General features: G+C 60.7%; 9 protein-coding genes. 5 read left to right on the top strand and 4 right to left on the bottom strand.

Translation table 11 applies throughout. The features are described 5' to 3' along the window. Window positions 1-108: 108 nt before the first annotated feature. Window positions 109-3507, top strand: coding sequence for a YhdP family protein (locus tag AC245Y_RS11170; RefSeq protein WP_026157363.1), 3399 nt, complete (start codon window positions 109-111; stop codon window positions 3505-3507). A 40-nt stretch (window positions 3508-3547) separates the two neighbouring features. Here AC245Y_RS11170 and AC245Y_RS11165 read toward each other — a convergent pair whose 3' ends face one another. Further along, window positions 3548-5209 (bottom strand): alpha-amylase family protein, encoded by a 1662-nt coding sequence (locus AC245Y_RS11165; protein ID WP_017994187.1) that lies wholly within the window; start codon window positions 5207-5209, stop codon window positions 3548-3550. Window positions 5210-5433: 224 nt separating this feature from the next. On the opposite strand from AC245Y_RS11165, the gene AC245Y_RS11160 reads away from it, so the two are divergent. Next, the gene (locus AC245Y_RS11160) at window positions 5434-5745 is read left to right on the top strand and encodes a hypothetical protein (protein WP_032996376.1); all 312 of its coding nucleotides are present in this window, start codon (window positions 5434-5436) and stop codon (window positions 5743-5745) included. 70 nt (window positions 5746-5815) lie between these two features. Here the strand turns inward: AC245Y_RS11160 and tyrS are convergent, their stop codons facing one another. Further along, on the bottom strand, window positions 5816-7072 hold the full coding sequence (gene tyrS, locus AC245Y_RS11155; protein WP_026157361.1) for a tyrosine--tRNA ligase: 1257 nt from the start codon (window positions 7070-7072) through the stop codon (window positions 5816-5818). Window positions 7073-7203: 131 nt separating this feature from the next. On the opposite strand from tyrS, the gene AC245Y_RS11150 reads away from it, so the two are divergent. Further along, window positions 7204-8322, top strand: coding sequence for an anhydro-N-acetylmuramic acid kinase (locus AC245Y_RS11150; protein WP_017994185.1), 1119 nt, complete (start codon window positions 7204-7206; stop codon window positions 8320-8322). Then, window positions 8319-8846: a GNAT family N-acetyltransferase gene (locus AC245Y_RS11145; protein ID WP_017994184.1), complete on the top strand. Its 528-nt coding sequence runs from the start codon at window positions 8319-8321 to the stop codon at window positions 8844-8846. Before AC245Y_RS11150 ends, AC245Y_RS11145 begins: the two co-directional genes overlap by 4 nt. Here AC245Y_RS11145 and AC245Y_RS11140 read toward each other — a convergent pair. After that, the gene (locus AC245Y_RS11140; protein ID WP_017994183.1) at window positions 8843-10018 is read right to left on the bottom strand and encodes an acyltransferase family protein; all 1176 of its coding nucleotides are present in this window, start codon (window positions 10016-10018) and stop codon (window positions 8843-8845) included. The genes AC245Y_RS11145 and AC245Y_RS11140 overlap by 4 nt on opposite strands. Window positions 10019-10160: 142 nt before the next feature. Continuing rightward, on the bottom strand, window positions 10161-10838 hold the full coding sequence (locus tag AC245Y_RS11135) for an alpha/beta hydrolase (protein ID WP_012757602.1): 678 nt from the start codon (window positions 10836-10838) through the stop codon (window positions 10161-10163). Between the two features lie 217 nt (window positions 10839-11055). Between AC245Y_RS11135 and AC245Y_RS11130 the strand changes: the two genes are divergently transcribed. Then, on the top strand, window positions 11056-12273 hold the full coding sequence (locus tag AC245Y_RS11130) for a cysteine desulfurase family protein (RefSeq protein WP_012757601.1): 1218 nt from the start codon (window positions 11056-11058) through the stop codon (window positions 12271-12273). Window positions 12274-12306 lie beyond the last annotated feature (33 nt).

The raw sequence follows: 12306 nt of genomic DNA, 5'->3' as shown, positions 1-12306 counted from the left end.
TGCCGGGTTTGTGGATGACACTTTCTCTCCCCGAATTATATAGTGGACGGATACCCGTCCAGCATGGCCGGGTTCAATTCTTCACTTAAAGGGAGAGCCCGAGGGCGCATGTCAGCCATCCGCGGCGAAAAGGTCACGTTTCGCAAGAAGGATATCGTTGCGCTGGACCGCTTGCCGTCCGCCCAGGCCGAGGATCCGATCATCGTCCATTGCCCGCCGCCGCGTTCGCCGATGCGCCGCACGGCGAAGCTGACCTGCGGATTTCTGGGGCTGATCCTCGTTATTCTCGCTGGCATCGTTTTCACCGTCGAGAGCGGCATGTTCGACAAGCCGCTGTCGCAGCAGGCGCAGGCGGCGCTGAACGGGGTAGCCGGACCGCGTTATCGCGCCGAGGTCGGTTCCACCGTCATCCGCTTCACCTCGGATTTCCGGCTGGCGCTGGAAGCGCGCAACGTCAACATGATCGACCAGGAGAGCGGCCAGCACCTGTCGACGACGGGTTCGGTGCGCCTGGGGCTCGATCCGCTGCAGCTTTTCCGCGGCCGCATCGCCGTCGCGGACATCGAAGCGGAGGATATTGCGCTCGATACCGCGCTTCTGCCCTCCGGCAATGCCGTCAAGCTCGACGATCTGCGCATCGACGCCATGCCGGCGGCGATGGAAAAGATCTTCTCGCAGTTCGACATGTTCGACAGCATCGTGACGCGCGGCTCGACCAATTCGGTGCGCATCTCCGGCCTCGACATCAAGCTTGCCGATACCGCCAACGGTCCGCTGTCGCTCGTCATCGACAATCTCGTCTTTGCCCATGCCGGCCCGTCCTCGCTGCAATTGACCGGCGAAGTCGCGCTCAACGGCGAAGTGGCGGAGCTCGACGTGCGGGCCGAGAAAGACGACGGCCACGTGTCCAAAGTCGTGGCGACGCTCAGACATGCCGACCTCACCCCCTTCGCGCTGAAACGCAACGATCAGGGCATGATCCGGCAAGGACTGAGCGCCTTTGCCGATCTGACAGTGTCGGCCACCCGGGCGCGCGATGGCGCGCAGCCGGCGCTGACGGCGACGGTCGACATCAATCCTGGCCAAATCTATGCGGACGGCGATCCGCAGCAGCTCTCGGGCGGGCAAATCAATCTCGTCTACGATTTCGCCAAGCAGAAGCTCGAGATTGCCCGATCGAACGCCCGGTTCGGCGCGACTACGCTTCCCATCAATGGCGCGCTGATTGATCTCGACAAGCTCGACCCGCAGGCGGGCAAAGGCTTCGGCATCGACCTGCTCGTCAGTGGCGGCACGGCTGCCCCCGGCGGCTCCGGCGAGGAGCCACTCTCCTTCGACATCCAGGCGACCGGGCGCTACATGGTCGCCGGCCGTGAGTTCCAGTTTCCCAACATAACCGTTTCCAGCCCGCTCGGCGCGCTCTACGGATCACTGCACGTCAAACTCGGCGACAAATCGCCGGAGATCAGCTTCGCCGGCCAGTCAGCGCAGTTGCAGACGATTGCGATCAAGCAGCTCTGGCCGTTCTGGATGGCGCCCAAGGTGCGCACCTGGGTGCACGGCAATCTCTTCGGAGGCACCGTCACCGACGCTTCCATTTCCGTCTTCATTCCCTTCGGCAGGCTGGACGAGGCAGCCGGCGGAAAAGGATTGAAGCTCGACGCCAACCAGATCCGCATCGGCTTCGACATCACGGGCGCGCGGATGAACGTCGCCGGCGACATTCCGCCGATCCGCGACACGTCAGCGCATTTCGACCTGACAGGCCCGGTTGCGACGATCGCGATCAAGAGCGGCACCTCCTATTTCCCCTCCGGTCGGTCGGTCGGTCTCGGGCAGGGGACGTTCATCCTGCCCGCCACCTACGATAAACCGCTGATGGCCGATATCGATCTCGCGGTCTCCGGGGCGGCGGACGCCGTCGGCGAGCTTCTGACCTACCGGCCGATCCGGGTGCTGCAGCGCGCCGGCTTTACGCCCGACGATCTCAAGGGCCGGATCGAGGCGAATGTGAAGGCCCATTTCGGTCTGCTTTCCTCGCAAAACCCGCCGCCTGCCGAATGGTCGGCGGCAATGAAGCTCACCAATATCGATCTTGCCAAGCCGTTTTCCGGCAGGATGATCAGCAATCTCGACGGAACGCTGAACGGCAATCCTAAAAGAATCACGCTTGACGCCAAAGCCCAGATCGACGGCGTCCCGGCCGATATCGATCTTACCGAACCGGTCGAGGCATCCGACGCGGCGGCCAAACAACGGGTGATCACCGCGACCCTTTCCGAGGACCAGCGCAATAAGCTGATACCCGGCCTTTCCGGCATCGTCGGCGGCAGCGTGAAGATGGTGCTGACGCGGATCGACGACGACCGGCAGGACGTCCAGCTCGACCTCACCAAGTCGCTGCTCGAACTGCCCTGGATCGGCTGGGCGAAGGGCAGCGGCATTGCCGCCACGGCCGAATTCGAAACATCCGGGCCGGCCGACAATACCCAGATCAAGAACTTCCGGCTGAAGGGCGACGGTTTTGGCGCCAATGGATCGTTGAACATCGGCAAGGGTGGGCTGATCTCGGCCGATTTCGACAGCGTCAAGCTCTCCTCGCTCGACGATTTTGCCCTGTCGGTGAAGCGCAGCAAAGGCAATTTCGACGTCTCGGTCTCCGGTGACAGCGCCGATGCGCGACCGGTCATCCAGCGGTTGAAATCGGGCTCGGACGGCGATGGTGACGGGGATGGCGGCGACACCGGCGTCTCGGTGCGCGCCAGGCTGAAAAACGTCATCGGTTTCAACGACGAGAAGGTCGGCAATTTCCAGGCGCAAATATCACTGCGCGGCGACAAGCTGCAGGCGCTCAATTTTTCCGCCGTTACCGACAGTGGCGAGGCCGTGGTCAGCCAGATGAAGGACGGCGGCGTCATCAACATCACCAGCGGCGATGCCGGCGCGGTATCGCGTTTCGCCGATCTCTACCAGCACATGCAGGGCGGCCTGCTCAACCTGGCGATCCGGCTAGGGGCGGAGGGCGGCTGGGACGGCTCGCTCGACGTGCGCCGCTTCGCGATCGTCAACGAACAACGGCTGCGCTCGATCGTCTCGACACCGGTCGGAAATGAGCAGCGCAGCCTCAACGAAGCCGTCAAGCGGGACATCGATACCTCGTCGCAGCGCTTCCAGCGCGGCTTTGCCCGTGTCGTATCGCGCAATGGCATGGTCGGCATCGAGAACGGCGTGCTGCGCGGCGATCAGATCGGCGCGACCTTCCAGGGCATCGTGCGCGACCGCAAGGGCAACATGGACATGACCGGCACCTTCATGCCCGCCTACGGCCTCAACCGCCTCTTCGCCGAACTGCCGCTGATCGGGGTCATCCTCGGCAATGGCAGCGACCGCGGCCTGATCGGTATCACCTTCAAGCTGACAGGCAAGTTCGACCAGCCGAACCTGCAGATCAATCCGCTGTCGATCATCGCGCCGGGCGTCTTCCGGCAGATTTTTGAATTCCAGTGAGGCGGGAAGCGGTTACGGCAGAGGTCGTGGCGAGACCTACCTAAATCTCCATCCGCCTGAGGAGATAATCGAGACCGCCGACGCGATACCAGCGATAGCCGTAGGCATCGAGCGTGACGGTATGAAATCCTTTTTCGTCCGCTTTGCTGCTCGCGCCATCGGCGATATCGATTAATTGCCGCCCGTCTTCGCCTATCTCGGGATCGAAGGTCACTTCCGCCGGCTGCGCATGCAGATTGTGCAGGATCAACACGGAATTGCCGCGCCAGTCATAACGAAGCGCCAGCACGCCGTCATCCCCGGTGTCGATTACAGAAAAGTCGCCCCAGCCGATCTCAGGGGCTTCCTTGCGCATCCGGATCATCCGCTCTGTCCAGTTCAGCAAAGAATTGGGATCGCGCCGCTGTTCGGCAACATTGACATGCTGGAAACCGTAGGGACCGTCCTTGATAACGGGCGAGATCGGCTTTTCACTTTTGGTGAACCCGCCTTCCGGTTCGGTCGACCACTGCATCGGCGTGCGTGCGCAATTGCGCTCGGCCAGGCCTAGATCGTCGCCCATGCCGATTTCGTCGCCGTATCGGATGACGGGCGTTCCAGGCAGTGAAAACAGCAGGCTGTAGGCCATTTCGATCCTGCGGTGGTCGCCGCCGAGCATGGGCGCGAGGCGACGGCGAATGCCCCTGTCGTAAAGCTGCATGTCCTTTTCAGGCCCGAAGGCGGCAAATACCGCGGCGCGTTGTTTTTCCGTCAGCCGGCCGAGATCCAGTTCATCATGGTTGCGGAGAAAGAGGCCCCATTGCGCGGTCGCAGGGCGCGGTTTGGTGGCCTCCATGGCCTTCTTGAGCGGCCGGGTATCGGCGCTGGCGAAAGCATAAAATAGCGCCTGATTGACCTGGAAATTGAACATCATCTGCATGCGGTCGCCGTCATCGCCGAAATATTCGAAATTGTCCTTCGGCAGGATATTGGCTTCTGCCAGGATGATGGAATCGCCCAGGCGCCACTGCAGGAATTCGCGAAATTTCCTCAGCATATCGAACTGTTCGACAGGCTTGGTAACGTCGGCGCCTTTCGTCGCGATGATGAAGGGGGCCGCATCCATCCTGAAGCCGGAAACGCCGAGCTGAAGCCAGAAGCCCATGATCTTGAGGATTTCCGCCTGCACCTCGGGGTTCGACGTATTGAGATCGGGCTGATGATCATAGAAGCGGTGAAAATAATAAGCCTTGGCCTTGTCGTCATAGGTCCAGGTCGTCTTCTGGACCCCCGGGAAGACCATGCCCTGATCGGCATTATCAGGCTTTTTCTCCGACCAGACGTACCAGTCGCGATAGCGCGAGCGCGGATCGGTCCTGGCGTCCTGGAACCAGGGATGATCCTTGGATGTATGATTAATCACCAGATCGATCAGCACCCGGATACCGCGCTGCTTGGCGCCGTGGGTGAATTCGACGAAATCGCCCAGCGAGCCATAACGCGGATCGACGTTGTAATAGTCGGAAACGTCGTAGCCATCATCGCGACCGGGCGATGCCTGGAACGGCATGAGCCAGATCGCCGTCACGCCAAGGCCGGAGAGATAATCGAGGCGCCGCATCAGACCCTGAAAATCACCGACGCCGTCACCATTCGCATCCATGAAGGTCTCGACGGAGAGGCAGTAGATGACAGCGTTCTTATACCAGAGGTCGTTGATCATGCCGGGGCTCCAATCCAATCTGGTCGCAAATCCCGGCGGGCGGAAAAGGTTCCGACAATGCATTCGCTATATGGGTCGCTAAACTTCGCAGTTGAAAATGCGCAGGCTCCTCCTCGACAAAGCCGGTTCCAATCCAGGCTGACAAATCCGGCAGTGATGCTTTGCCTATTTTAGGAAAATCTGATGTACTATACTGCCCCGGTCAGCAGGCAACGGCCGGTGCAATGTCGGAGGATGCCATGCAGTGCGCCCGGACAGTTTCTTTTGCATCGGCCGCCGTGATGGCCGTCATGATTGCCGACGCTTCGCTTTCTGCGGAAAAGAGCGTGCGGCTGAAATCGCAAGAGGCGGTCATCCGTTCCGACCACGTCCTGATGGTTCCTCTGGACGCGGAAATGACGCCGCCGATCTTCTCGATTAGCTGGTGGTCGCGGGTGAAGCCCGCTTCAAGCGTCGATCCGCCCGGCTATCTTCTCAAGAGACCAGACGAGATGACGCGGAATACCGGCGGGGAGCTGAACGATCTTGCTCGCTGACCCGAATAGTGAGGCAAAGAAAAGCCGGCGCGGACGCCGGCTTCGATATCCGTTCAAAATTTGACGCCGCTTACGCCGCGCGGCGGATCAGGATGTGTTTCTTCTTGCCGAGCGAGAGCTTGATGACGCCGTCGGCGGTGATTTCGCCGCTGCCGATCATCTTGCGTTCGTCGTTGACCGTCTCGTCGTTGATTCGGACCGCGCCACCCTGGACGTGACGGCGAGCTTCGCCATTCGAGGCGGCAAGGCCGGCACGAACGATCAGCGACAGCAGGCCGATGCCGCCGTCGAGTTCGGTGGCGGGGATATCGACCGAAGGCAGGTTCTCCGAGAGGCTGCCTTCCTCGAAGGTTTTGCGCGCGGTTTCAGCGGCCTGCTCGGCGGCCGGGCGGCCGTGCAGGATCGCGGTAACCTCAGTTGCCAGGATCTTCTTGACCTCGTTCAGCTCCGAACCACCGATCGCCGAAAGCCGTGTAATTTCATCCATGGGCAACGTGGTGAAGAGCTTGAGGAAACGCGGCACATCAGCGTCCTCGGTATTGCGCCAATATTGCCAGAAGTCATAGACAGGGAGCAGATCGGCATTCAGCCAGACCGCACCGGAAGCCGATTTCCCCATCTTCGCACCGGACGACGTGGTCAACAGCGGCGATGTCAGCGCATAGAGCTGCGGTGTCCCCATGCGGTGACCGAGATCGATACCGTTGACGATATTGCCCCACTGGTCCGAACCGCCCATCTGCAGGCGGCAATCGTAGCGCTTGGCAAGCTCGACGAAATCGTAGGCCTGCAGGATCATGTAGTTGAATTCCAGGAAGGACAACGACTGTTCGCGGTCAAGGCGCGTCTTCACACTGTCAAAGGACAGCATGCGGTTGACCGAGAAATGACGGCCGACATCGCGCAGGAACTCCAGATAATTCAATGCGCGCAGCCACTCGGCGTTGTTGATCATCAGCGCGGCGGTGGCGGGCCTGTCATAATCGAGGTAGTTTGAGAAGCAGTTTTTGATCGAGGCGATATTCTGCTCGATCGTCTCGATCGTCATCAGCTTACGCGCCTCCTCCTTGAAAGAGGGATCGCCGACCATACCGGTGCCGCCGCCCATCAGCGAAATCGGGCGGTGGCCCGTCGCCTGCAGCCAATGCAGCATCATGATCTGTGTCAGATGGCCGACGTGAAGACTGGATGCCGTCGGGTCGTAGCCGATATAGGCCGTCACGGTTTCCTTGGCGAACAGGTCATCGAGGCCGCTTTCATCGGAGACCTGATGAATGAAGCCGCGCTCTTTCAGCGTGCGGAGGAAATCGGACTTGAACTCGGACATGGCCTTCGTCTCTTGATATCTGCGCTCGCCCATCTGGGCCTCGCGCAAGTTCGTTGTTGTTGATCTGTCGCGGCGCGTTTAGCACTGTTTTTATAAAAGTGCATCCGGGAATCGCATGGGAGGCAAGCCTCATGGATGTCATCAGGACCGCGATCGGGCTGATGAGCGGCACGTCGATGGACGGAATCGACGTCGCGTTGATCAGGACCGACGGCCGCGGCTTTATCGAGCGCGGCCCGTTCATGGGCGTGCCCTATGGCGCGGATTTTCGCGGGCAGCTCAAACGGGCGCTGGAACTGTCGCGTCCACTCAGTGAGAGAAGCCAGCGACCGGCTGAGCTTCGCGATATCGAGCTTGAACTGACGTTGCGGCATGCAATTGCCGTTACGGTATTCCTGGAGCGTTTCGGGCTTTCTGCCGATGCCGTCGATATTCTCGGCTTCCATGGCCAGACGGTGCTTCATCGCCCTGATGAGGGATTGACGATCCAGATCGGCGACGGCCAGGAACTTGCGAAGAGAACCGGCATATCGGTGGTCTACGACATGCGCGCCAACGACATGGTCCATGGCGGGCAGGGAGCGCCGCTGGTGCCAGCCTATCACGCAGCACTTGCAGGAAAATTCCAGCAGGCGGGACAGGCGGTGTGCTTCGTCAATATCGGCGGCATCTCCAATCTCACCTTTATCGGCACGGACGGCCGGATATCGGCCTTCGACAGCGGTCCGGGCAATACGCTGATCGACCAGTGGGTGGAGATGCAGACCGGCAAAACCTATGATCCCGGCGGCGAGATCGGCGGACGCGGCAGGGTGGTGGCCAGCCTGGCGGAACGTTATCTGCAAAGCCCGTTCTTCCGCGGCAATGTTCGCCGTTCGCTGGACCGCGGCGATTTCGCGCCGCTTCGGCCGGAGGACGCGAGCCTCGAAGACGGCGCACGCACGCTGGCCCATGTCGCCGCCGCGTCGATCATCATATCTGCCAACTTCCTTCCCGAGACCCCAGCGATCTATATCGTCTGCGGCGGCGGGCGGCTGAACGCCACCGTGATGGCGGAGTTCTCGGCCATGGCCGAACGGCTGGGATCGAAGGTGTTGACGGCGGAGGAGGCAGGCTTCGACGGCGATGCGATGGAAGCCGAGGCCTGGGCCTATCTCGCCGTCCGGTCGCTGGATGGGCTGCCGCTGACATTTCCGGGCACGACGGGCGTCGACGCTCCCGTCAGCGGTGGGGTGCTGGCAACGGCATGAGAGAGCAGAGGGTCATGCTGAAGACGCCACGGCTCAGCCTCGTCATGTGGGACGAAGGCGATGCCGCCCTCGTAGAGCAATTGCATTCGACCATGGCGACGACACGCTATCTCTCCGGCATCGCACCCTGGAGCCTCGAGAAGGCTGAGCAGCGGCTGCAGGGCTGGTTCGAGGAGCAGGCGCGCGACGGCACGACCAAATACAAGCTCCTTGCCGAGGACGGCAGCTTCGTCGGCCGCGCGGGGATTTCGAGGTTCAGGAACGAGCAATTCGAACTCGGTTATTCCCTGCGCGAGGAGGCTTGGGGCAAGGGCCTGGCGACCGAAGCGGCGAGCGCGTTGGCCGACTGGTTCTTCGAACGGCAGTTTGCATCCGGCTTCATCGCCTTCACGCATCCCGAAAACATTGCCTCGCAATGCGTCCTCAGAAAGATCGGCATGCGCGAACGCGCGCCGATCCTGATCGATGGAGTGCTTGGCACGGCTTTCGAACTTATCGCCAGTATGCGGCCGGCAAAGCTCTAACTCTTTACGGCGACCGGCCGGACATGGGATTCGCGCCCAGCCTGATTGCCATCCTCGACGCCCCTGACCTGGGCGATGAATGAGAACTTCTTACGAAGGCCGAGGATCGGCTTCTCGATGAAATGCCAGGACAGCACGGCAACGGCGAGAGCCGATGGCAGGCCGACGAGATAGAGCGCCAGCGCACCGTATTTCGGGTAGAGAAACACTGATGGGAACGAACTGATCCAGATCTGCAAAAACGGGTCGTGATAGAGATAGACGCCGTAGGAATAGTCGCCTTTCCTGAAAAAGGCCGGAATGGGCACCTCGGACAGGCCGACGAAGACGGTGATGTAAACGAGAGAGGTGATGACCAGGGGCCGGTTCATCACCGATTCCGTCGCACTGCTGTCGAGGGTGAGGATAGCGACGATGCAAACCAGGCAGGCGGCGGCAAACAGCCAGCGAGAATGCGGAATGACCGCTTTGAACTGAAAGACGACGATGCCCATCATGAAGGCCGTTATCAGCTGGGAGCCGCGGCTCATGAACAGGAAGCGAGCGATCGGCTTGATCGAGCCTGGCAGCAGATAGGGCATCTTCTGCACGATAAGGCCGATGACGATGTAGGCGATCGTCACCGCCAGCAGCTTGTAGCGCGTCTTGACGATGGCGGTGATCATCAGGAACGACATGATGATGTAGCAGAAGATTTCCCAGGGAACCGTCCACAGAGCGCCGTTGACACGCTGGCTCGGATTGTCCTGGAAGACGCCCGGAAGCTCGTAATGGATCCAGCCGACGATATTCAGGAAGTATTTGAAAAACCGCTGATCGGTAAGATATTCGGAGTGGTAAACGACCGTAATGATCGGCCCGATGATCAGCGAGCAAACGACGATATCGACGGCAAGGGCCGGGACGATGCGCAAGCCTCGGTTGATCAGAAAATTCCGAAGGCTCAAGCGCTGGGCGCTACCGGCAATCAGAAATCCGCTCAAAGCGAAGAACATCGGAACAAGAGCGTATTCAGTAAACCAGAATACTGACCCCCTGATGAAGTCATTGTTGTCGGTTAACAAAAAGGAATGGGTCAATACGATGGAAAAGGCGAGCCCTATTCGAAGAAAATCGAACCCCGGACCAATTCCCCTATACTTATCCAGGACTTCCCCGAACGACTTGGTCATTACGGACCTCGCTTTTGTTAGGATCGCGAGGACCCTACCGCACTGCAACATGGATTGCAACACGGTAGGTGATCTGTTCCGGGACAGCCGGCCCGGTTGTGTTGCGGACCGTCATGGCCTCGATGAGGCCGAGATTTGGGTGTCAGCGAATCCGCTTGGCGGCGGGTTCCGGCACCAGTTCGCCGTTGAGACGACGGTCGAGGTAATCCTCGCATTCGCCCATCAGCGTTTCCACCTGGCCATTGAAAAAGTGGTTGGCGTTGGTAACGGTGCGGTGGGTGATGAGGATGCCCTTCTGGGTCTTCAGCTTCTCGACCAGGCCGTTGACATCCTTTTCCGGCGCCACCTTGTCGGCCTCACCATTAATGATCAGGCCGGAAGAGGGGCAGGGCGCCAGGAAGGAGAAATCATAGGTGTTCGGCTGCGGCGCGATCGACATGAAGCCCTCGATCTCCGGCCGGCGCATCAGGAGCTGCATGCCGATCCAGGAGCCGAAGGAATAACCGGCGACCCAACAGGTCTTGGAATCAGGATGCAGGCTCTGCACCCAATCGAGCGCCGAGGCAGCGTCCGAGAGTTCGCCGGCGCCGTGGTCGAATTCACCCTGGCTGCGGCCGATGCCACGGAAATTGAAGCGCAGCGTCGTGAACCCACGCTTCTGGAACATATAGAAGAGCTGGTAGACGATCTGATTGTTCATCGTGCCGCCGAACTGAGGATGCGGATGCAGAATGAGCGCGATGGGCGCGCTTTTTTCCTTGGAGGGCTGGTAGCGGCCTTCAAGACGGCCGGCTGGGCCGTTGAAAATAACTTCGGGCATTGGTACTCCGGGTTTTATTTCGCGTTCGCGCTGCGTTGGATGACAACATGACTTGACTAGTGTTGTCAGCTTTTCTAAAACGCAGTTTAGAACAATTCGAAACTTGCATGGCGATCCACGCATCGTGGAATGTGTCATAAGGCAAGCCCGGCGGAAATTTCAAGAAAAATGAGCCGCGGGTGCCGAAGCAAGCTCGTCAAGCGCAGGACTGAAGATCATGGCGCCGCCACGCCTTTATCTCGACTGGAATGCCACAGCGCCGCTGCACCCCACGGCACGCGCGGCGATCATGCGCGCCATCGACATTTTCGGCAATCCAAATTCCGTTCACGGCGAAGGGCGTGCCGCCCGCGCTGCGATCGAAGGCGCACGACGCAAAGTGGCGGCACTGGTCGGCACCGACGCCGGCAATGTGGTCTTTACCAGCGGCGCGACTGAGGCCGCCAATCTGGTGCTGACGCCGGATTTCCGCATGGGCCGCACGCCGCTTCGGCTCGGCCAGCTTTATTTTTCGGCGATCGAGCATCCGGCGGTGCGCGAAGGCGGCCGCTTCGCCAGAGAGACGATGACGGAGATCCCGGTGACGGAAGCCGGCATCGTCGATCTCGATGCGCTCGGCCGCTTGCTCGAAGCGCATGACAAGGCTGCCGGCCTGCCGATGGTCGCTATCATGCTCGTCAACAATGAGACGGGCATCGTGCAGCCTGTCGAGGCAGCGGCAAAGATCGTCCATGCCCATGGTGGCCTCTTCGTCGTCGACGCCGTGCAGGCGGCCGGCCGCATCGCGCTCGATATAGAGAAGATCGGCGCCGACTTCATGATCGTTTCCTCGCACAAGATCGGCGGGCCGAAGGGGGCCGGCGCGCTCATTGCGCGCGGCGAGGCGCTGATGCCCAGGCCGCTGATCCAGGGCGGCGGACAGGAGCGGGGTCACCGCTCGGGGACACAGAATTCGCTGGCGCTGATCGGCTTTGGCGCGGCAGCAGAAGCGGCGGTCGACGAACTCGAGGCGCGCAATGCGGCAATCGGCGCGTTGCGCGAGCGGCTCGAAGCCGGCATGCGTCAGACGGCAGCCGACGTGATGATCCACGGCGAGGGTGGCGAGCGTGTCGCCAATACGATCTTCTTCACCCTGCCGGGGCTGAAGGCCGAGACCGGACAGATCGCCTTCGATCTCGAAGGCGTTGCACTTTCCGCAGGTTCGGCCTGCTCATCGGGCCGGCTTGGCGAAAGCCATGTGCTGACGGCGATGGGACGTGACGCCAAGCTCGGAGCGCTGCGCATTTCGCTCGGCTTTTCGACGACGGAAGAGGATATCGACAGGGCGATTGCGGCTTTCGCAAAGATCGCCAACCGACGCAGGTCGGCTGGCGAGGCGGCTTGCCCTGTGTCAAAACTTGCGGAAACGCAAATTTCTGCTTGCCAATCGGGCTGAAAAGTCCCTTTTGGCCCCTTACATAAAGGGCAA

The sequence above is a fragment of the Rhizobium sp. SRDI943 genome (genome assembly GCF_057653695.1).
Note: the sequence above shows the minus strand (reverse complement) of the source record. Positions and strands in the feature narration are given on the sequence as shown.

Bases quoted from the DNA above. Each gene is read 5' to 3' on its own strand.
- tyrS (WP_026157361.1), bottom strand. From the start codon at position 7,072: ATGTCCGAGTTCAAGTCCGATTTCCTCCGCACGCTGAAAGAGCGCGGC.
- AC245Y_RS11165 (WP_017994187.1), bottom strand. From the start codon at position 5,209: ATGATCAACGACCTCTGGTATAAGAACGCTGTCATCTACTGCCTCTCC.
- AC245Y_RS11150 (WP_017994185.1), top strand. From the start codon at position 7,204: ATGGATGTCATCAGGACCGCGATCGGGCTGATGAGCGGCACGTCGATG.
- AC245Y_RS11160 (WP_032996376.1), top strand. From the start codon at position 5,434: ATGTCGGAGGATGCCATGCAGTGCGCCCGGACAGTTTCTTTTGCATCG.
- AC245Y_RS11145 (WP_017994184.1), top strand. From the start codon at position 8,319: ATGAGAGAGCAGAGGGTCATGCTGAAGACGCCACGGCTCAGCCTCGTC.
- AC245Y_RS11170 (WP_026157363.1), top strand. From the start codon at position 109: ATGTCAGCCATCCGCGGCGAAAAGGTCACGTTTCGCAAGAAGGATATC.
- AC245Y_RS11140 (WP_017994183.1), bottom strand. From the start codon at position 10,018: ATGACCAAGTCGTTCGGGGAAGTCCTGGATAAGTATAGGGGAATTGGT.
- AC245Y_RS11130 (WP_012757601.1), top strand. From the start codon at position 11,056: ATGGCGCCGCCACGCCTTTATCTCGACTGGAATGCCACAGCGCCGCTG.
- AC245Y_RS11135 (WP_012757602.1), bottom strand. From the start codon at position 10,838: ATGCCCGAAGTTATTTTCAACGGCCCAGCCGGCCGTCTTGAAGGCCGC.